This is a genomic window from Kribbella sp. CWNU-51, assembly GCF_054073265.1.
Map to the genome: position 1 here is coordinate 628,684 of NZ_JBSXMZ010000004.1, position 20,927 is coordinate 649,610.

Annotated in this window: 16 protein-coding genes; 7 read left to right on the forward strand and 9 right to left on the reverse strand. The window is 68.6% G+C overall.

Annotated elements, in window-relative coordinates; genetic code table 11:
* Positions 1-6 precede the first annotated feature (6 nt).
* Complete coding sequence (locus tag ACXC9Q_RS05045; RefSeq protein ID WP_457055284.1) at positions 7-1,617, forward strand: RecQ family ATP-dependent DNA helicase; 1,611 nt, start codon at positions 7-9, stop codon at positions 1,615-1,617.
* An 8-nt stretch (positions 1,618-1,625) separates the two neighbouring features.
* Here ACXC9Q_RS05045 and ACXC9Q_RS05050 read toward each other — a convergent pair whose 3' ends face one another.
* The 5 genes from ACXC9Q_RS05050 to ACXC9Q_RS05070 all read right to left on the reverse strand — a co-directional run bounded on the left by ACXC9Q_RS05050 (position 1,626) and on the right by ACXC9Q_RS05070 (position 6,467).
* On the reverse strand, positions 1,626-2,729 hold the full coding sequence (locus ACXC9Q_RS05050) for a hypothetical protein (RefSeq protein WP_457055285.1): 1,104 nt from the start codon (positions 2,727-2,729) through the stop codon (positions 1,626-1,628).
* A gap of 112 nt (positions 2,730-2,841) precedes the next feature.
* On the reverse strand, positions 2,842-3,729 hold the full coding sequence (locus ACXC9Q_RS05055; RefSeq protein ID WP_457055286.1) for an aldo/keto reductase: 888 nt from the start codon (positions 3,727-3,729) through the stop codon (positions 2,842-2,844).
* On the reverse strand, positions 3,726-4,793 hold the full coding sequence (locus ACXC9Q_RS05060) for an MBL fold metallo-hydrolase (RefSeq protein ID WP_457055287.1): 1,068 nt from the start codon (positions 4,791-4,793) through the stop codon (positions 3,726-3,728). Before ACXC9Q_RS05060 ends, ACXC9Q_RS05055 begins: the two co-directional genes overlap by 4 nt.
* Positions 4,794-4,818: 25 nt before the next feature.
* The gene (locus ACXC9Q_RS05065) at positions 4,819-5,499 is read right to left on the reverse strand and encodes an SDR family NAD(P)-dependent oxidoreductase (RefSeq protein ID WP_457055288.1); all 681 of its coding nucleotides are present in this window, start codon (positions 5,497-5,499) and stop codon (positions 4,819-4,821) included.
* Positions 5,496-6,467: an MBL fold metallo-hydrolase gene (locus ACXC9Q_RS05070; RefSeq protein ID WP_457055289.1), complete on the reverse strand. Its 972-nt coding sequence runs from the start codon at positions 6,465-6,467 to the stop codon at positions 5,496-5,498. Before ACXC9Q_RS05070 ends, ACXC9Q_RS05065 begins: the two co-directional genes overlap by 4 nt.
* Before the next feature lie 109 nt (positions 6,468-6,576).
* Here ACXC9Q_RS05070 and ACXC9Q_RS05075 point away from each other — a divergent pair, with 109 nt between their 5' ends.
* Positions 6,577-9,171: a LuxR C-terminal-related transcriptional regulator gene (locus ACXC9Q_RS05075; RefSeq protein ID WP_457055290.1), complete on the forward strand. Its 2,595-nt coding sequence runs from the start codon at positions 6,577-6,579 to the stop codon at positions 9,169-9,171.
* On the opposite strand, the gene ACXC9Q_RS05080 is transcribed toward ACXC9Q_RS05075, so the two are convergent.
* Genes ACXC9Q_RS05080 through ACXC9Q_RS05090 form a run of 3 tightly spaced genes read right to left on the reverse strand, consistent with a single transcriptional unit; the run spans position 9,154 to position 12,205 of the window.
* Positions 9,154-10,017 carry an amidohydrolase family protein gene (locus ACXC9Q_RS05080; RefSeq protein ID WP_457055291.1) on the reverse strand — a complete coding sequence of 288 codons (864 nt, stop codon included), beginning with the start codon at positions 10,015-10,017 and terminating at the stop codon, positions 9,154-9,156. The genes ACXC9Q_RS05075 and ACXC9Q_RS05080 overlap by 18 nt on opposite strands.
* 3 nt (positions 10,018-10,020) lie before the next feature.
* Entirely contained in the window at positions 10,021-11,010 is a 990-nt protein-coding gene (locus ACXC9Q_RS05085) for an aldo/keto reductase (RefSeq protein ID WP_457055292.1), read from the reverse strand.
* A complete protein-coding gene (locus ACXC9Q_RS05090; RefSeq protein ID WP_457055293.1) occupies positions 11,003-12,205 on the reverse strand; it encodes a mandelate racemase/muconate lactonizing enzyme family protein in 1,203 nt (400 codons plus the stop codon). The genes ACXC9Q_RS05085 and ACXC9Q_RS05090 overlap by 8 nt, the downstream gene beginning before the upstream one ends.
* Positions 12,206-12,385: 180 nt before the next feature.
* On the opposite strand from ACXC9Q_RS05090, the gene ACXC9Q_RS05095 reads away from it, so the two are divergent.
* The 5 genes from ACXC9Q_RS05095 to ACXC9Q_RS05115 all read left to right on the forward strand — a co-directional run bounded on the left by ACXC9Q_RS05095 (position 12,386) and on the right by ACXC9Q_RS05115 (position 19,077).
* Positions 12,386-13,318, forward strand: a complete 933-nt coding sequence (locus tag ACXC9Q_RS05095) for a LysR family transcriptional regulator (RefSeq protein WP_457055294.1) — start codon at positions 12,386-12,388, stop codon at positions 13,316-13,318.
* A gap of 265 nt (positions 13,319-13,583) precedes the next feature.
* Positions 13,584-14,402 (forward strand): carbohydrate ABC transporter permease, encoded by an 819-nt coding sequence (locus ACXC9Q_RS05100; protein ID WP_457055295.1) that lies wholly within the window; start codon positions 13,584-13,586, stop codon positions 14,400-14,402.
* 10 nt (positions 14,403-14,412) lie between these two features.
* The gene (locus ACXC9Q_RS05105) at positions 14,413-15,351 is read left to right on the forward strand and encodes a carbohydrate ABC transporter permease (RefSeq protein ID WP_328521015.1); all 939 of its coding nucleotides are present in this window, start codon (positions 14,413-14,415) and stop codon (positions 15,349-15,351) included.
* Between the two features lie 38 nt (positions 15,352-15,389).
* Positions 15,390-16,748, forward strand: a complete 1,359-nt coding sequence (locus ACXC9Q_RS05110) for an ABC transporter substrate-binding protein (protein WP_457055296.1) — start codon at positions 15,390-15,392, stop codon at positions 16,746-16,748.
* A gap of 7 nt (positions 16,749-16,755) precedes the next feature.
* A complete protein-coding gene (locus ACXC9Q_RS05115; protein ID WP_457055297.1) occupies positions 16,756-19,077 on the forward strand; it encodes a glycoside hydrolase family 95 protein in 2,322 nt (773 codons plus the stop codon).
* 662 nt (positions 19,078-19,739) lie between these two features.
* Here ACXC9Q_RS05115 and ACXC9Q_RS05120 read toward each other — a convergent pair.
* Complete coding sequence (locus tag ACXC9Q_RS05120) at positions 19,740-20,915, reverse strand: PucR family transcriptional regulator (RefSeq protein ID WP_457055298.1); 1,176 nt, start codon at positions 20,913-20,915, stop codon at positions 19,740-19,742.
* Positions 20,916-20,927: the final 12 nt, after the last annotated feature.

The following is a 20,927-nucleotide window of genomic DNA, read 5'->3' on the forward strand; positions in this document are numbered from 1 at the left end:
GGGCGGGTGCTGGGCTCCTCCGACATCGCCGAGCTCGCTCGCGAGCGGCTCGGATTCGACACGCTGCGCCCGGGGCAGGAGGAATCCGTCCAGGCGGTCCTCGCGGGACAGGACACGCTCGCCGTCCTCGCCACCGGGACCGGCAAGACCGCGATCTACCAGCTCGCCGGGCTGGCGCTCGGTGGCGTGACGATCGTGGTGAGCCCCTTGGTGGCTCTCCAACGGGACCAGCTGCGAGCCTTGTCCGAACACCCCGCAGGCGTCGAGGTCGCGGAACTGAACGCCAGTGACCACGCCGGTCGCCGGGCGGCTCACGACCTGCTGGCGAACAACCGTCCCGGCTTTGTACTCATGTCGCCGGAGCAACTCACGCATCCCGACGTACTCGACCTGCTCGCGGCGTCCCGTCCCCGGCTGGTGGCTGTCGACGAGGCTCATCTGGTGAGCGAGTGGGGCCAGGATTTCCGCCCCGACTACCTGCGGCTCGCGGCCGCCATCCGCGCGATGGGGCGACCACCGACCCTCGCACTGACCGCCACCGCCGCGCCACCGGTGCGCAAGGAGATCGTCCACCGGCTGGAGCTGCGCAGCCCGGCGGTCGTGGTCGGCGGATTCGACCGGCCGAACCTCAATCTCGCTGTGTTCACCTTCGCCGACGAGGAGACCAAGAACCGCCGGCTGCTCAGCCACGTCCGCTCCTCCCGCGGACCAGGCATCGTGTACGTCGCGACCCACCACCACGCCGAAGACCTGGCGGCAGAACTCCAAATCGCCGGTGTATCCGCGCAGGCGTACCACGCGGGCCTGTCGGCGAGACAACGTCGCGACGTCCAGGACGGATTCCTCGCCGATCGGTATCGGGTCGTGGTCGCGACCATCGCCTTCGGAATGGGCATCGACAAGCCGGACATCCGCTGGGTCAGCCACGCCGAGGCGCCGGGCTCGATCGACGCGTACTACCAGGAGATCGGGCGCGCGGGCCGCGACGGCGAACCGGCCGACATCGAACTGTTCTTCCGCCACGCCAACCTCGGGCTCAACCGGTTCTTCGCCTCCGGCGGGGTGACCGACGAGGACCTCCTCGCCGTCGCCACCGCGATCAAGGAACACCATCCGGCCGACATCGAGGAGCTCGCCACGACGACCCGGCTCAGTCCGGCCCGGATCGAACGCGCGCTCGGCCGGTTGACCGACGCACGGGTGGTTGCCATCGGCCACCAATTCCATCTGGCCGCTCGCACCACCGTCGACCAGGCAGTCGCCGCCGCCTCGGCCGTCGAGCACGATCGCCGCGAGGTCGCCCGTTCCCGGGTCGAGATGATGGCGGCGTACGCGGAGTACGGCGGGTGCCGCCGCGAGTGGCTGCTCAGCTATTTCGGCGAGCAGTACGACGGCCCGTGCGGCAACTGCGACAACGACCTGGCCGGCCGCACCGCGGCACCAGCTCCCGACCAGCCCTTCCCCATCGGCAGCCGAGTCAGACACCCCACCTTCGGCCCCGGCCTGGTCGAACACTACGACGGCACGACCATGACCGTCCTCTTCGACCGCGTCGGCTACAAAGAACTACGCACCGCCTTCATGACCCACAACCACCTACTCGAACCCGAATCCTGATCGACGGATCATCGCGCCGTGGAGGGTCGGACCTCGGTTTCAGCTCTCGCGGCCTCGACACGGTAGTCGTGGATCGGACGGTAGCGGTCGTACAGCATGGTCAGGATGCTGAACAGGAAGACGAAGAACAGCGTGTCGACCAGCCGCAGGCCGCCTTCGCCCCGCCGCAGCCGCATGGCCGCGACCGCGACCAGGACGACGTTGGTCACGAAGACGACCAGGAACGAGACCCCGGCCGACTGCCACGAGTGACCTCGTTTCGCTGCCCACAGCCCGAGCGCGGCATTGATGATCGCGAACACGGCGACGCCGAGGAAGATCTGCAGGCTGCTCGCCTCGACCCCCGGCAGGACCCGTCCGTAGATCACACTGATCAGCCCGATCAGAAGGATCTTCTCCAGCGCCGCCTCGTCGAAGACCTTCCGGTGCCTGGCCTGGAACGCGGCCCGCTCGCTCGCGCCGGCGATCGCGGCCGGCAGCGGATCGGCCGCGAGCCGTAGGGACCAGTCAGCCTGCGGCAACCGGGGGCGTACGACGAACACCAGGATCGCGATCAGCAGGAGGATGGCGGCGGCGAGCGCCGGACCGAACCAGGGCACGTCTCTGATCGTGTCGGTGACATCGAGCTCCGCGATGTGCAGCCAGTACTCCTGCGGCAACTTGATGAAGATCCAGATCGCGCCGGCAGTGATCGCCCAGAACTTGAACCCGTAGCGCAAGGGGTTCCACCGCGTACGCACCGTTTCATAGGCGATGAAGAAGTACTCGAACGTGTTCGGGAACACCAGCAGCAGCCACCGCAGGCCGCTCAGCTCGAACGCCACCGCACCAATCTGCCGGTACAAGAACAGGAACCGGTTGATGCCGAACGCCGACATATTCGTCCAGTTCCGCAGGCTGGCTGTATAGGCCACGGACAGATAGAACACGTCCATCGCCTTGTCGTAGCTCTGGTAGAACGGCGGGTTGAAACCGAACGCCTGGAAGATCGTCTGGTCGGCTGCGTCAAGCACCAAGCACGCGACGACCCCGGGCAGCGGGTACTTCGGGATCAACAGTGGCAGCGCGAAACGAGCCAGGACCACGCTCCAGAACACGATGTCGACGGTCATACATCCCTCACACCGTTGTCTGACGGTGCCCAGAGCCGGTGAGGTCAGGGCCTTTCGTGGAACGAGCCTAGGCGCGACCCTCGGCGCGATCCTAGGCGCGCTGTGCGCAGTTCTAGGCGCGATGTGCGCGATGTCCCAGACCGCGGCCAGGGCCACCGGGGCCTAGCCGTCGGAGTCCGGTGCGGGCCGCGTCGTCGAGCTTGATGCCGGTGGCGGCGAGGTTCTCGGCGAGGTGGATGCGAGTGCGGGTTCCGGGGATCAGCAGGATGTTCGGAGCGAGATCGAGCAGCCAGGCGAGTGCGAGCTGCGCCGGCGACGCGCCCAGCCGTGCGCCGAGCGTGGCGAGGCCGGGGTCGGTGAGCAGCCGGTGCCGCTGCTCACCGGGCAGGCCCAGTGGACAGAACGGTACGAACGCGATCGCGCGTTCCTCGCACTCGGTGAGGACGTCGAGGGACCGCTGATCGGCCAGGTTGAAGAGGTTCTGCACGCAGACGATCTCCGTCTGGCCGGCGGCCCGCAGCAGGTGCGGCCGGGAGATGTTGCTCAGTCCGATGCCGCCTATCAGCCCGTCCTCGCGGGCCTTGATCAGGGCCGCGAGCTGAGCGTCGAACTGCCTGCCCGGGGCTTCGGCCGGATCCGTGATCCGCAGGTTCACCGCCGCCAGCCGGTGGGTGCCGAGCGTGGCGAGGTTGTCCTCGATCCCTTGGCGCAACAACGCGGGATCGGTGTCGCCGCGGGCACCCACCTTGCTGACGATCGCCAAGTCGTCCGGGTAAGGGTGCAGTGCCTCGCGGATGAGCTGATTCACTGTGCCCGGCCCGTAGAACTGCGCGGTGTCGATGTGGTCAACCCCGGCCGCGACGGCCGCGCGCAGGACCCGCAATGCCTCGTCGCGATCTCCCGGCGGCCCGAAGATCCCGTCGCCGGCCAGTTGCATGGCGCCGTACCCGGCCCGGTGCACCTGCCTCGGGCCGAGTGCGAAGGATCCGCCGAGCGTCACGGATGGACCTGCGAGCCGACACCGCTGTCAAGGCGGACCGATTCGAGGATGAGGAAGGCGGTGCTGGCGGTGTAGACGTCGGCGGCGGCCAGGACGCCGGTGTATTTCTTGATCACCGGCGCGGCCGCGTAGTCGGCCTGCGCGTCCTGATAGGTCTTGACCGCGGCCCAGGTGTTGTTGCCGTACTTGGTGAAGAACGGGGTCGGGTCGACCGCGACCAGCGCCTTCTTCACGCCGTCGATGAGGTCAGCGACGTACTGCTGGTAGACGACCATGTCCTGCCGGGTGCCCGTCCGGCCCATGTGGCCGCCGATGAAGTGCTTCCACGGGTAGGACAAGGCCTTCGCGGGGGCCGCGATGGAGCCGGGGACGTCCTCGTTGATGTTGAAGCTGGCGAACGGCACCCAGCCAGGCAGGTTGATGTCGACCAGCATCAGTGTGTCGTGGGCCGGCAGGTGGATGTAGATGTTGTCGGGCGTGTGGTTGGTGCCGTGGTAGGCCAGGTCGATCCGCTCCCCGCCGACGCGCAGCGTGCGCCGGGTCTCGAAGGTCACGTCCGGTACGGGCCGGGCCGGATCGTTGTCCCGGGCAAGCAACCGCTTCGTCTCGACGTGGCCGACGCGGACCACATGACGGCCGAACAAGGAGGATGCCCCGAGGTGGTCGGCGTGGTGGTGCGAGTAGACGATGTGCGTGACCTTGTTGGACACGCCGTTGGCGGACGCGATCTCGTCGATGGCGCGTTGCAGGTTGTGTCCGATGCTCGGGGGTGCGTCGAACAGCACGACCCCATCCTTGGTGGTCAGGAAGGCGGCCTGGTAGGTGCCGTCGGTGACCCAGTACAGGTTCCGCTCCAACCGCCCGACGAAGTAGCCCTGCGCATTGACGGCCGGCCCGAGGGCGGACGGCGGTATCGGCGCGTAGTCGGGCAACGTGTCGTCGACAGCGGCAGCGGCCGGCTCGGCGAGGACTCCCCCGGCAACCGTGGCCAGCGCCGGAACGGAGGCGATCGCCGCGCCACGGGCGAGGAACGAGCGGCGATTAGTGGTCGAACTGGATGACATGGCGGACCTTTCCAGGGGTACGGCGTCAGGCGCCATAGGTCGGTACGACGGCACCGCTGATCGGAGCCGCGGCGTCACTGACGAGGAAGTTGATGACGTCGGCAACGGTCTCCGGCAAGACCGCGTGCGCCAGTTCGTCCGGAGTCAGATACGGCCGGTTCTTCGCAGTGTCGAGGAGCTGCGGTGCGACGGCGTTGACCCGGATCCCGAGCGGGCGGAGCTCCAGGTCGAGCACGCGGGTCAGATGGACCAGCGCCGCCTTGCTGACGCCGTACGTCGCCATCCCGGCGGTCGGCTCCAGTCCGGGGCGGGCGGCCACATGCACGATGACGCCCGTACCGAGGTCGCGCATGTACGGCGCCACCGCCTGGGTCAGCCACAGTGCGGCCCCCGCGTTGACGTCCATCATCAGGCTGAGATCCGCCGGGGTCGCATCGAGTGCATCGCCCAGGTGATACGTGCCGAGTGCGTTGACCAGCACTTCGGGCGGCCCGACTTCGCCGGCGATCCGGTCGACGAGCTCCTTGGCGACGGCCGGGTCGGTCGCGTCACCAGCCTCGGAGCGGATGCCGTCCGGCAACTCCTTCAAACCCTCGGCGTTCCGATCCACGCCGACCACCGTGAACCCGGCGGCCGCCAGTTTCTGCGCCGTCGACCGGCCTAGTTCGCCACCTGCGCCTACCACGATGGCCACCCGCGCGCTCATGGGTGCACCTGCGAACCGGTGCCGAGGTCGAGGCGGATGGACTGGAGGATGCTGAAGGTCGTGCTCGTGGTGAAGGCGGGTACGTCGGCGGCCCCCAGGACGCCGGTGTACTTGGCGATGACCGGCGCGGCCGCCTCAGCGGTGACGGCGTCCAGATAGCCGCCCACACCGGCCCAGACGTTTGCGCCGTACTTGACGAAGTAGGGGGTCGGGTCGATCGAGGCGAGGGCGGCGTACGAGCTGTCGACGATGTCGGCGATGTACTGCTGGTGCAGGACCAGGTCGTCGCGAGTCCCCAGCCGGCCGAGGTGACCGCCGATGAAGTGGTTCCACGAGTAGTCCATCGCCCGCGCCGGAGCGCCGATGTACCCGGGCACGTCCTCGCTCAGGTTGAGGTTGTAGATCGGCACCCAGCCCGCGTTCACGACGTCGACCAGCATGAGTGTGTCGTGGTCCGGGAAGTGGATGTAGATGTTGTCCGGCGAGTGGTTAGGCCCGTGATAGGCCAGCTCGACCCGCTCGCCACCGACCTCGAGCGTGAACGTGTCCTCGAAGGTGACCTCCGGCGCGGGCCGGGTCGCGTCGTTGTCGCGCAACAGGAGCCGCCGGCTCTCCACGTGCCCGATCCGCACGATGTCGTCGCCGAACAGGTTCGCCGCACCGGCGTGGTCGGCGTGGTGGTGCGAATAGACCAGATGGGTCACTGTGTTGCCGATACCCTCGGCCGCCGCGACCTCGTCCACGGCCCGGCGCAGGTTGTGGCCGATGGTCGGCGGGGCGTCGAAGAGGACCACGCCGTCGGCCGTCGCGAGGAACGCCGACTGGTAGGTGCCGTCGGTGACCCAGAACAGGTTGCGCTCGACGCGGCCGACGAAAAACCCCTGGTCGTTGAGGGCCGGGCCGAAGGCCGCCTCTGGTACCGGCACGTAGTCCGGCAGGTCGCTCTCGCGTGCACTCGACGTACTCATGATCACCCTCTGTTTCGTTCCGCATCGATCAAGACGGGTTCAGCTTCGCCAGCCGGCTGGTGAGAGGTCGTCACCTGATTCCAGTGATCTGCGCGAGTACGCTGACCGGGTGCACGGGCTCATCGACCGTCGCGACCTGATCGCCGCGCTGGACCAAGCGGTGGACAAGCACGTCACGGTCATCTCGGCGCCCGCGGGCAGTGGGAAGACATCGCTACTCCAGGCGTGGGCCGGCCGGCGGCGCCAGGACCGCCGGATCGCCTTCGTGTCGGTCAAGCCCGGCCAGCACGACGCGCAACTGTTCTGGCTCACCCTGCTGGGCGCGATCCGCGGCACCGAGGCCCCGCCCCCGGCGCCTGGGTTCAACGGCCGGGCCATGGTCGACAAGGTGCTGTCCGAGCTCACGGCGTACGGCGGGCCTGTCGTCCTGATCATCGACGACCTGCACGAGCTGACGTCCGCCGAGGCCACCGAGCAGCTCACTGTTCTGCTGACCAATCTCCCCGCGGAGGTCCATGCGATCGTGGCCACCCGCCGCGACCTTCCGCTACGGCTGCATCAACTCCGGCTGGCTGGAGAGCTGGCCGAGATCCGCGCCGCGGAGTTGCGCTTCACCGAGGACGAGACGCGCAAGCTGCTGACCGCCGCCGGGATCACCCTGCCAGATCAGGCGGTGACCACGCTGTACGAGCGGACCGAAGGCTGGGCGGCCGGGCTGCGGCTGGCCGTCCTGTCCCTGGCCGGGCACCCGGAGCCGGAACGGTTCGTCGCCGAATTCTCCGGTAGCGACCGCACGGTCGCCGAGTACCTGATGGCCGAGATGCTGGACCGGCAGCCACCAGAGGTACAACGCGTGCTGCTGCGGACATCCCTGCTGGACCAGGTCAACGGCGAGCTGGCCGACCTCCTCACCGGCTCAGGAGGATCGGAGCGGATCCTGCTGGATCTCGAGGACGCCAACGCGTTCGTCGTGTCGCTCGATCCCGCGCGCTCGTGGTTCCGCTACCACCACCTGTTCGGCGGTCTGCTCCGGTTGGAACTGCGCCGTACCGTCCCCGGAGACGTCCCGGAGCTGCACCGGATCGCCGCGCGGTGGTTCGCCGACCACGGCGGCACTGCTGACGCCATCCACCACCTGCAGGCCGCCGGAGACTGGACCGACGCCGCCCACCTGCTCACCGACCACGCCCTCAGCCTCACCCTCGACGGTCAGGCCGGGACCGTGGCCGTGCTGTTGCGCACCTTCCCGGCCCGGATCGGCGAGGACTTCCCCGGGCTGGCCCTGGTGTACGCGATCGCCGATCTCGACCAGCTCCACCTCGACCAGGCCGACGCACACCTCGACGTGGTCAGGGCGTACGCCGAGACGACGCCGCCGGACCGGCGGCGCCAACTGCGGTTGGCTCTCGCATCCCTGGACCTGCTGTCGGCGCGGCTTCGGGGTCACTTCGACAGCGTCTTCGAACAGGTGGACGCGCTGCCGGCAGCGGCCGACGGACAGACCAACGCCGATGTGGCCCTGGGCAACGATCTGCGGGCCATCGCGCTGCTGAATCTCGGCGTCACCCAGGCGTGGTCGCTGCGGCTGGCGGAGAGCGAGAAGAGTCTGTCGGAGGGCGCGGCCCTCGCCCACGACATCGGGCGGCCGTACCTGGAGGTGGCCTGCCTCGCCCACCTCGGTTTCGCCGCGACCGGCCGGTCCTACGCCCTCGCCCGGCAGCATTGCGACAACGCCATCGCGCAGGCGGCGCTGCACGGCTGGGACGCCGAGCCGGTGATCGCACCGGCCCAGGCGACGCTCGCCGGGCTCCTCGTCTCGGCGGGCGAGTTCGACCGCGGCGAGGAATGGCTGGAGCGCGCCAGGCATGCCACCGAGGCCGGCGCGGAGCCAGGCGTCCGCCTGCTCATCCACCTGATCACTGCGATCCTCCGGGCTGCGCGGGGACGGCTGCCCGAGGCACTGGCCGAGCTCGGCGCCGCCGAGCAGATGCGCGCTCGGATCACCGGGAAACACGCATTGACGTCGCGAGTCACCGGCTGGACGATCGCCACCCAGGCCCGTCTCGGGGAGATCGACCAGGCGCGCGCCACCCTCGCCGCGGTCGACGACCAGCTGGCCGCGGCCGGCGAGATCCGCACCGCGGCCGCGGTGATCCGTCTCGCCGAGCACGATCCCGCCGGCGCTCGCCGCGAACTCCGGCCCGTCTTCGATGGCGCCGCCCCGGTCAACCCGTACGCCACGCTGATCGAGGCTCACCTCCTGGACGCGCTCGCCTGCCGGGATCTGGGCGACGAGCGCGCGGCGCGGGCGGCCCTGGAGCGCGCACTGCAGCTGGCCGAACCGGACCGGCTGATCGTCCCCTTCGCGATGACCGGCGCCTGGCAGCTGCTGACGGCCCTGCCACCACACGGTACGTCGCACGCCGCACTCATCACCGACATCCTCGACGCCGTCCACGGCGCCAGCCCGACCAGCAGCACACCTCCGGAGCCGATCGAGAAGCTCAGCCCCACCGAGCTCCGCGTGCTCCGCTACCTGCCGACCAACCTCACCCGGCCCGAGATCGCCACCGAGCTGTCGGTCTCCCTGAACACCGTGAACACCCACATCCGCCGCATCTACACCAAGCTCGGCGCCAGCGACCGATCGTCGGCCGTTCAACGCGGGCGCGATCTGCGCCTGCTGTCAGCCGGCCGTGCGTGACCAGCCGTCGAGCCGATACGTGCGCTTCGCGTTGCCGCCGTACAGGAGATCTCGGTCGGACGGGCTCAGCGTCGGGAGAGCGGCGTCGAGTGCGGTGCGGATCTCGTCGTACCTGCCGGCGAGCAGGCAGACCGGCCAGTCGGAGCCGAAGAGCAGGCGATCTGGACCGAACCAGTGCACGACGCGCTCGACGAAGGGGCGGAGGTCTGCCGCGGTCCAGGTGCTCCAGTTCGCCTCGGTGACCATTCCCGACAACTTCACGGCGACGTTCGGCGCCGCGGCGAGACCAGGCATCCGCTCTGTCCATTCCGGATCGGCACCGGCCGCGATGCGTGGTTTCGCCACGTGGTCGAGCACGAACCGAAGGTCTGGAAGGGCCTGGACGACATCCACTGCCGCGGGTAGCTCGCGGGCGCGGACGAGCAGGTCGTAGGTCAACCCACGCTGCTGAACCGCGGCGAGACCACGTCGTACGTCGGCCCTCCCCAGCCACTCGGGGTCCGCCTCGTCGTGCACCTGATGGCGGATGCCGACCAACCGGCTTCCGCCCGGCCGGTCCAGCAACTCGTCCAGGTCGTCGCCCACTGCGGGCGATGTCAGGTCGACCCACCCGACGACACCGGCGATGAAGTCCGTGGCCGCCGCCAACTGCAGGAACTCCCGTGTCTCGGCGACGCTGGAGATGGTCTGGACCAGGATGGTGTCGTCGATATCCGCCGCACGCAGTACAGGGCGGAGGTCGTCCGGCGTGAACGCCCGCCGGACCGGATCCATCACGTCACCGGCCATCCACGGATACTCGTGCCGCGCCGGATCCCAGAAGTGCTGATGTGCGTCGATGCGCATGGCCTACTCCGGTGTCGGTACGTCGGGATCGAGCAGTCCCGTGGCGCGCAGATCAGTCCACAGGCCGGCCGGGATCTCGCAGTCGAACAGCGCCAGATCCATCTCGAGCTCGTCCATCGTCCGAGCCCCCACCAGCACCGTGCACACCCGCGAATGCGCCAACGGGAACTGCAGTGCGGCCGCAGCGAGGGGTACGCCGTACCGCCGGCAAACCTCCCGAATCGCCGCAGCCTTGGCGAGGACCGAGTCGGCGGCCGGGATGTAGTCGAACGACGCCCCCGGCACCGGATCGACCAGTACCCCGCTGTTGAAGACACCACCGATCACCACCGAAGTCCCCCGGACTTCGCACGCCGGTAGCAGGTCCGACAGCGCGGATTGATCGAGCAAGGTGTAGCGACCCGCGAGCAGAACGACATCCAGGTCACACGAGCGCACTAGTTCGGCCAGTGGAGCCGAGTTGTTCATCCCGGCGCCGATCGCCCGGACCAACCCGGCCTCCCGCAGATCGCGGAGAGCGGCGTACCCGGTGGACGCGGCCGCGGCCAGATGCTGGTCCGGGTCGTGCAGCAGGAGGACGTCGAAGTGATCGAGCCCGGTCCGTTCCAGGCTCTCCTCGACCGACCGGCGAACGCCGTCGTAGCTGAAGTCCCACACCGGGCCTGCTGCCGGCACATCCCGGTAGAACGGGACACCGTCGTGGTACTGCGTTTCGTCCCGCGGAGCGTCCTCCCGCAGCAGCCGGCCGACCTTCGTCGAGATGATCAGCTCGTCCCGGGCGACCTTCGCCACCGCCTGCCCGACCCTCGACTCGGCGAGCCCATGCCCGTACAGCGGGGCGGTGTCGAGGTAACGAACACCCAACGCCAGAGCGCGATCCACCACCGCTACGGCGTCCGCGTCACTGATCGCCTGCTGAAAGTTGCCCAGGGCAGCGGTCCCCAACCCGATCCGCGGGACGAGCAGGTCGGTGTTGCCCATCCGATCAGTCATTCGACGTCCGCCGGCCGACGCCCTTGAGCTGCCACTTCTCCCTGGCCTGCTTGAGGACAGTCGTCGACGCTCCCGGAGCCTGCGGCCGCTCGGCGAACCCTTCGTTCACGACGCTGCGCTCCTCGAAGACGTCTTGTGTCCACGGGATGAACTCCAGCAGCGCCGGACTCTCGCTCAGTACGACGCCGGCGAGGTGCTGATGGACCTGCATCATGTCCCCGGCATGCGGGACCAGCCGCAGACTGTGCCCCGCCGCCTGGTGGGCGACCTGCAACCACTCAGTCACGCCGCCGAGCCGGGTCACGTCGGGCTGCACCACGCGGAGGGCGTCCGCGGCCATGAAACCGGCGAACGCGTGGTACGAGTACAGACTCTCCCCCGCAGCGACATCGACCGTCCCCACTGCCTGCAGCCGCTGGTGCGCGCCGAGATCGTCGGCGTGCACGGGCTCTTCGATCCAGTCCAGCTCGGCCTCGGCCAGAACCGGCATGATCCGCTGCGCGGTGGCGAGATCCCACCGCTGATTGGCGTCGGCCATCACCGTGATGTCCGAACCGACCGCCTTCCGTACGGCGCGCACCCGGGCCGCGTCCTCACGCCAGTCGGCCTTGCCGACCTTGATCTTGACCCGTCGCCAGCCGCGGTCGATCAGCGAACCGAGGTCGCGGACCACTTCCGCGACACTCAGATTCAGCCAGCCGCCATCGGTGTTGTACGTCTCGATCGGATCGGCCGAGCCGCCGAGCAGGCGCCAGAGCGGCACCCCGCCCCGCTGTGCCGCGAGATCCCACAGGGCGATGTCGACCATCGAGAGGGCCATGTGGACGGCACCGGCTCGGCCGATCCAGTGCGTCGGCAACCAATAGAGCCGTTTCCAGGTGCCGAGGATGTCCTCCGACGAAGCGCCGACCAGTGCGGGTGCGTAGTACTGGTCGATGACGTGGCAGAGCAGCTCCGGTCCGCAATGGACTCCGGAGATCCCGGTACCGACCCGGCCGTCCGCCGTACGGATCTCCACCACCGGGACGATCCAGGACTTCAGCGCCGCGGTCGAGTCTGCGAGCGGCTGCACCAGCGGTACGGCCAGCGCGTAGGTCTCGACCGAGACGATGACGTTGCCCTCCTCGCCCGGGACCAGGTCGGTCTGCGCCGGCGACAGCAGCCCCAGCGCGTCATCCGGCAGCTTGAACTCCACTCCACACCCCTTTGTTCGCAGGTCATTCGGCACCGCCATTCAGACATGCCGGTCTGGTCCGCCACAACGCCGAAGTACGAATGCAGAGGTTTCGTACGACGAATACCGATGGCCGATCGCATCCGGCCCGGCTGATAGCGTCCGAATCACCAAGGTCGTTCGGAAAGGAGGCAGCCGGTCATGGATGTCGAGCTGGCCTGGCTCCGCACCTGGCTCGAAGTCGTCGATTCCGGCGGGTTCGCCCGCGCGGCCGCCCGAATGCATCTCTCCCAGCCACGGGTATCGGCGCGCGTCGCCAGCCTCGAGCGTTCGCTGGGGTGTGTGCTGATCGAAAGGCGCATGCGGCCGCTGACGCTGACCGACGACGGCCGGCGGCTGCTCCCTCGGGCCCGACTGATCGTGACCGAGGTGGACGACACGGTCTCCGACCTGCGGGCAACGGCCGGATCGATCACCGGGAAGCTGGCCATCGCGAGTTTCGCCAGCGGGAGCTCGGAGTTCCTCCCCGGCATCCTGAAGCAGCTGCGGACCGCCAACCCCTTGCTAGAGATCGCCGTCCTCGACGGCGACGTCCAGATCAGCGACGAGTGGCTGTCCGACCGGCGCGCGGCGGTCGCCCTCCGTCCGCTCCGGCCGGAACCGGCCGACCACGCCTGGATCCACCGCGGCCTCTGGCGCGAGCCGTTCGTCGTGCTGGCGCCACCCGGCCATCCGATCCTCGCCGCGGACGCGATCGGCCTCGAGGACGTGGCGGCGCACCCGATGATCACCATCGGCGATCCGCTCGGAGACCCCAGCCTGGGCTACGAGGCCTGGTCGGCGATGCAGTCGAGCCGGATCGAGCCGGCCGGGGGCATCGTCTCCCACCAGCCGACCACGCTGGCGGCCATGGTCCGGGCCGGGCACGGCATCGGCCTGATCAACGGCCTCGCCGCGGCGATGGTGCGCACGGACGGTCTGGAAGTGCGCCAGGTGGACAGTGCGCAGCTCTACCGCGATGTCGGCGTGTGGTGGCCCTCCGAGCGTCCGCTCAGCCGGGCTGCCCAGGCCTTCGTCGACCTCGTGCTCGCCGCGGAATGCCCGGCCGGGACGCGGTCCGTCCCTGCCAGCTGACCTATTCGCCGGACGAATACTCCCCATCCGGTATGCGTCGTTGCACCGGGCAGCACGCGCATGACTGAATGTCGGTGAGGTTGATCCTTCGAGTCGAACCGCATTCATGGCGGTCATTCCTGAAACGACTCGCCGCAATTGTTCCGCGAAGGAGCTCACCGTGGTGACACTTGCCACCGGCACGCCGTCACATCGCCGAAAAACCAGGGGTCCCGCGCATCGGTCGGACTGGCGGCTCGCGGTCGTCCTCATTCTTCCGGCCGCCGTGGGATTCATCGTCTTCGCCGCCGGGCCGGTGCTGCGCGGCATTTACCTGAGCTTCACCAGATTCCGGATCCTGACCCCGGCCACCTGGACCGGTCTGGACAATTACCGTCGTCTTCTCGGTGACGACGTCTTCTGGAAATCGCTCGGCGTCACCGTGCAATACGTCGTACTGTCCGTCGTCCTCGGCCTGGCCGTGTCGCTGGCGACCGCGGTGATCATGCACCGGCTGACCCGATCGACGGTCGTCCGTGGGCTCGTGCTGCTGCCGTTCCTGGTGTCCGGCGTCGTCGCGGCGCTGGTCTGGCAGTGGATGCTCGATCCGGGACTCGGCATCGTCAACGTGGCCGTGAAGGCGGTCACCGGGCACGACATCCTCTTCCTCGGCTCCCAGGGGTGGGTCGTCCCGACACTCGCGTGCATCGGTGTGTGGAAGGCGATGGGCTACAACGCGATCCTGATCTTCGCCGGCCTGCAGACGATTCCGGCGCAGATCTACGAGGCCGGCCGGCTGGACGGCGCGAGCGAGCCGCGGATGTTCGCGCACCTCACGCTGCCGCTGCTACGTCCCATCCTCGCGCTGGTGACGGTCCTGACGGTCATCGGCTCGTTCCAGGTGTTCGACCTGGTCGCCGTGACCACGAAGGGCGGGCCGGCCAACGCCTCGAACGTGCTGCCGCTCTACATCTACAGCAAGGGCTTCGCCGAGTTCGACTTCGGTTACGCGCTGACGATGTCGATGGCCCTGTTCATCCTCCTGCTGGCCATCACGTTCGTCCAGATGCGGCTGCTGCGAGCCAACGAGTCCGACACGAACTGAGGGCGCAACCATGACGACCACTCTCCCCCAGGTGACGCACGCCCCGGCCCGGCCGGATCTGCCACCGCAACGCCGCAAACCGCCCATCGGCAAGACCGTGGCCTGGGTCTACCTCGTCCTCTTCCTCGCCGTCACGATCTTCCCGTTCTACTGGATCCTCCGTACGGCGCTGTCCAACAACTACGCGTTGATCGACCACCCGTCCTCGCTGCTCCCGGTCGATCTCACCCTCGGGCCGTTCGAGCGCGTCCTCGGGCTGGCGACCCGCGAGCAGGCCGTCGCCGAGGGCGGCTCCGGCGCCACCATTCAACTCGGGCTCTACCTGCGGAACTCGGTCATTTACGCGACCACGTTGACCGTGCTCGTGGTGTTCTCCTCGCTGCTCGCGGCGTACGCGTTCGCCCGGCTGCACTGGCGGGGCAGAGACCTCGTCTTCGGCCTCTTCCTGAGCGCGCTGATGATCCCGGGGATCATGACGCTGCTCCCGAACTTCGTCCTGATCCACGACCTGGGTCTCACCAACACCTTCGCCGGCCTGATCCTGCCGGGGGCGCTGTTCTCGGCGTTCGGCATCTTCTTCCTGCGCCAGTTCATGCTCGGACTGCCGACCGAGATCGAGGACGCCGCGCTCATCGACGGACTCGGCCGGTTCCGGCTGCTGTTCCGGATCACGGTCCCGATGAGTCAGGGTCCGCTGACCACGCTGGCGTTGCTGACCTTCATCAACGCCTGGAACGACTACTTCTGGCCGCTGATGGTCGCCGGCAACTCGAACGTCAAGCCGCTGACCGTTGCCCTCGGCGTCTTCCAGCAGGCCTCGCCGCAGACCCAGCCGGACTTCGCCGGCCTGATGGCGGCCGCCCTCGTCGCGGCCTTCCCGATGCTCGTCATCTTCATGCTCTTCGGCCGGCGCATCGTCGACTCGATCGGCTTCACCGGACTCCGGTAGCCGGCCACCCACTCTCGACCGTTCCGAAAGGGGACACGGTGAACAGGACACGACTCGTCCGCTCTGCTGCCGCTTTGGCGGCCGCGCTCACAGTACTGACCGGCTGCTCCGGAGGCGGCAACTCCGGCGCCTCGGGAGAGACGACCACGGTCAACTGGTGGACCTGGTCCCCGGACCAGGCGATCGCCTACGAACAGTGCATCCCGGCCTTCGAGAAGGCCAATCCGAGCATCAAGGTGAAGATCACCAACTACAACGTCAGCGACTACTTCACCAAGCTCACCTCGGGATTCGTCTCCGGTGACGCGCCCGACGCGTTCATGAACAGCGTGACCTACCTGCAGTCCTACGCCGGTCAGGGACAACTGCTGCCCCTGGACGACTACATCTCCAAGGACAAGCTCGACCTGGGCCAGTACGCCATCGGCACGGAGGGCTGGAAGTACAAGGACGGCAAGCAGTACGCCCTGCCGATGGACTGGGCCACCGGAGCCCTTTACTACAACACCGATGTCCTGGCCAAGGCCGGCTACACCGCCAAGGACGTTGCCGCCCTCAACTGGACGTCCGACGGCGGCGGCAGCCTCTGGCCGATGATCAAGCACCTCACCGTCGACAGTGCGGGCAAGCGTGGCGACCAGGCCGGCTTCAACGCGAACGCCGTACAGACGTATGGGCTCGGCAACATCGAGTCGACCGGTGACCCGTTCGGCCAGAACGCCTGGGGCTGGCTGCTCCCGAACGACGGGATCAACATCCCGGACCAGCAGAACTGGGCGACCGTCTTCAACTACAACGACCCGAAGGTGGTCAAGTCGGTCCAGCTCGTCCGCGCGCTCACCAACGACGGCTACACCCCCAAGCTGAACCAGTTCACCACGGCCAACAGCCAGCAACTGGGGTCCGGGAAGGTCGCGATGGTCGTCGGCGGGACCTGGGAGGCCGCTACCTACGCGGCGTTGAAGGGCGCGAAGATCGGAACGGCTCCGCTCCCGGCCGGCGCCGGCGGCAAGCGCGCCCTGATGACCAACGCCAACGGCAACAACCTCTGGGCCGGCAGCAAGCATCCCGACCAGACCTGGAAGTGGGTCAAGTACCAGGAGAGCGAGGAGTGCCAGACGACGGCCGCGAAGTTCAACGGCTCCTTCTTCCCGTCCATCGCGGCATCGATGAAGGCACTGACCGACCAGCAGGCCGGCAAGGGCGCGGACTTCTCGGTCTTCAACCACTACCTGACCAGTGGCGAACTCGTTCCGTGCCCGGTGTACAACAATGGCGCGGCACTCACCAACGCGATGGTGCCGCAGTTCGAGTCGTATTTCACGAACAAGGCCGACGAGAGCATCTTCCCGAAGATGCAGGACCAGAGCCGGACGCTGCTGGCGGAAGGCAAGTAGGAGACCCATGCTGATCGCTTCACCCGCAACCGGGCCGCGACCCTCCGTCACCCCGGCCGGCACCCTCTGGTACGACCGGCCGGGCGAGCGCTGGTTCGAGGCGCTGCCCATCGGCAACGGCCGTCTGGGTGGCATGGTGTACGGCGGTGTGCCGACGGAACGGATCGACCTGTCCGAGTCGACCGCCTGGTCCGGAGGGCCGTCGACCGTCGACCTGAGCCCGACCGCCCGGCAGGAAGTGCCGGCCGTCCGCAAGCTGCTCCTGGCGGGCGACTACGCCCAGGCGCAGCGGCTCGCGGGTGAGCACCTGCTGGGCACGCGGGCGTCGTTCGGGACGAACCTGCCCCTTCCGCACGTCCGCCTGACCTTCGCCGACCGCGGACCGGCCACGAGCTACCGACGGTCTCTCGACCTCGACCAGGGCATCGTGGCAGTCAGCTACGACCAGGGCGGGACGCGGTTCACCCGGGAGGTCCTCGCATCCCATCCGCAGCGGGTCATCGCCGTACGCATCGGGGCTGACCGGCCCGGAGCGGTCAGCTTCACGGTCGGCCTGGACGGGTCTGTCATTCCTGGCAGGACGACCGGCACGGAGACCGGCGTCGCGTTCGGCGGTCGCGCCGTCGAGTCCCTGCACAGCGACAGCCGCACGGGCACGGCGGTCGAGATCCGGGTCAACGTCGAGGCTGTCGGTGGGACCGTACGGCGAACCGACGATGCGTTCGAGGTCGACGGCGCCGACTCCGCCGTACTGATCGTGGCCGTCGGCACCGACTGGGCCGGCGAGGACCCGGTGCGACAAGTCGAGACGTTGACGGCGGCGGCCGCCGCAACCGGGTTCGATGCCATCCGCGCCGCCCACGTCGACGATCACGCCGGCCTGATGCGACGGGTCTCGCTCGACCTCGACGCGGCGACCGAGGTCGGCCCGGTGCCGACCGACCGCCGCCGCGACAACCTCGCCCGCGGTGGGCGTGATGACGGCCTCCTCGCTCTGTACTTCCAGTACGGGCGTTACCTCACCGTCGCCGGATCCCGCGCCGACTCCCCGCTGCCGCTGGCCCTGCAAGGACTCTGGAACGACGGCCTCGCCAGCAGCGCGTCGTGGAGTAACGACTTCCACCTCGACATCAACACCCAGCAGAACTACTGGGCCGCCGAGCCCACCAACCTGGCCGAGTGCCACACTCCCCTGTTCCGCCTCCTCCAACTCCTCGCCGAGACCGGCCAGACCACCGCCACCCAGATGTACGACGCTCCGGGGTGGGTCGCCCACACCGTGACGAACGCCTGGGGCTACTCGGCTCCGGGCACCGACCTGGGATGGGGCCTCAACGTCACCGGTGGCGCTTGGCTCGCTACCCACCTCTGGGAGCACTACGAGTACGGCGGCGACGACGAGTTCCTGCGCGATGTGGCCTACCCGATGCTCCGCGGCGCCGCGCACTTCCTGCTGTCGTACCTCACCGAGGACCAAGGCCTCCTCGTCTCCGGACCGTCCGAGTCTCCCGAGAACTGGTACGTCGCGCCCGACGGCAGCAGGTGTTCAGTTGCCATGGGCAACACGGTCGACCGGGTCTTCGCCGAGGCGATCCTGCGTGACTGTGCAGCCGCGGCGGAGGTGCTCGACGTCGACCCGGACCTGCGCGAGCGAATCACCTCTGCCCGTGCACGGCTGTCGCCGTACCAGATCGGCCGGCACGGCCAGCTGCAGGAATGGCTCCAGGACTTCGAGGAAGCGGATCCGGCCCATCGGCACACGTCCCATCTGTGCGCGCTCTTCCCGGAACGGCAGATCACACCCCGCACGACGCCGGAGCTGGCCCGCGCTGCCGAGGTCACCATCGAACGGCGGCAGAGCGCGGCAGGCTGGGAGCAGACCGAATGGGTCGAGGCGAACTTCGCCGTCTTCCACGCCCGCCTGCTGCAAGGCGACAAGGCGCTCGCCCACCTGACCAGCCTGGTCGCCGACGCCAGCGAGGCGAACCTGATGAGCTACTCCGTCGGCGGCGTCGCCGGTGCCGCGCAGAACATCTACTCCTTCGACGGCAATGCCGGCGGCTCCGCTGCCGTCGCTGAGATGCTTCTCCAATCCGACGGCCAGGAGATCGAGCTGCTCCCTGCCCTCCCGGCAACCTGGCAGAACGGATCCGTCCGCGGACTCCGCGCCCGCGGCGGCTTCACAGTCGACATCAGCTGGAAGGACGGCCGACTCGACCACGCCCGAATCCAACCGTCCAGGTCGACGACCCAGCGCATCCGGTTCGGCGACACCACCACCGAACTGACCTTCACCCAGCAGGAGGCCCTCAACCTCCGCACCGATTGAGGGGCTCTTCTGCTCGATGTGTGGTGATGGTCTGGCGCGTGACCCGGATCTGGTGACCTGAGACAGTCCCCGGACACCAACCCGGGACAGCGGACACCCACCCGGGACTGCGTACACCAAGCCGGGACCGCGGACATCTGGAGACCCATTCGAGGGGATATCCGGCTCTTCTGCTGGATGTGTGGGTGGTTCGGAGCGCGTTGGGTGGTGCTCCTGGTCGGTTCCCGCTCCGCCCCGCCCTCAACCGCTGTGGGGGGCGGTGGAGAAACCGGCCCGGGGTGCGCCCCGGTCTGTTCGGATGGAGGGTTTTCTGCCGGTTTGGGGAGGGTATTTCCCCCGGACCGGGCTAAAACCCTCCCCGCACCAGGACACAGACCCCACCAAACCCGGAGAGGTCGGCACCTGCAGAGACTGTGGAGGCCGACAGGACGTATACCCCCACTGACCAGGTGATGGACGGTTGCGTGAGCGTAGGTCGGCCTGCTGAACGCGGACACGTCCTGTCGAAATGTCCGCAGTGCCACCACCCCCACCCACACATCAGTCAGAAGAGCCGGATATCCCCTCGGCTTGTGGGTTCTCCCTCGGTATACCAGGGGAGAGCCGAGCAAGTCGCAGGGTTGACCTTGAAATGGCGCTACCGCAGCGGGCAGAGGCGCGGGTTAAGGGGTGTGGCGGGATGCTTCGAGGGCGAGGAGGAGTTCGGCGAGCGAATGCGGATCGTTGAGCGAGCGCCCGGTGCGCTCCTCGATCCGGCGCAGGCGATGCCGGACCGTGTTCGGGTGACAGTAGAGCTGCTCGCCGGTCTCGGTGGCGGAACCGTGATGCGTCGACCAGACCGCCAAGGTCTCGAGCAGCACCTCACGATCGTCGGGCGGAAGGTCGTCGAGTCCGCCGAGCACCTTCCGGACGAAGTACTGCATCACGTCCGGTGCCGCGACCGCCGCCATCGTCAACGGTGACTCGTCGAACAGCGCCACTGGGGCCTCCGGCGTCGAACCCGAGAGGGCGACCCGCGCGAAGCGCACCGCCTGCCCGGTCCCGTCGAGTTCGTCGTACGGCGGACTGACGCCGACGCGACCCGTCGCGGACTGACGCAGCAGGTCAACCAGTACGGCGAGACGCCCGCGCCGCACGCCCACCACGCCGATCTGCAGCTCGGGCAGCAGCCGCCAGGCGGACGCGAGACCAACAGACCGCAGCCGCTCCTCCGCCGCGGGCAATGCCTGCCGGCCCACTTCGGGCACCTCCGCGGCCACGACCACGAACGGGCCCTTGTGCGGCAACCGCAACAGCTCGGCCGCCTCCCACAGCGTGCCGCCGCCACTCACCCGGCCCTCGAGCAACGCTTCGACCAAGGCCGAGCGCTCCTGGTCCTGCTCCAGCATGCGACGGGACTGCACGTCGCGGTACGCGTCCGTCATGGCATCGGTGTAGGACGACTGCATCTGCCACAGCCGGCTCGAGGCGCGCACCAGGACCTGATCGGTGACCCGGGCCGAAGCGGCCGCGGCGAGCACCGCGTCCCAGAGATACCGCGTGCCGACCCGGTACGCCGCCATCACGTCCGCCAGCGGCGCGCCCTGCTCCGCCCGCAGCCGCCCGGTCTCGCGGGCGGACACCGGGTCGGAGCGGTCGCTGACCAGTGAGTCGAGCATGAAGTCGAAGTTCGCCCGGCAGGACGCCCGCAACGCGGCCGGCGGCACGAGTCCCCCGGTGCGGTAGAAGTCGACCTCGCTCTCGATCTGGGCCGCCATCGCCTCGATCAGTTCGTCGGCCCGGGCCCGGAGCCGGCCGACGAGATCCTCGATCTCCGGGCCGGCGCGCTCCGTGCTCACCTTCGGAGCATA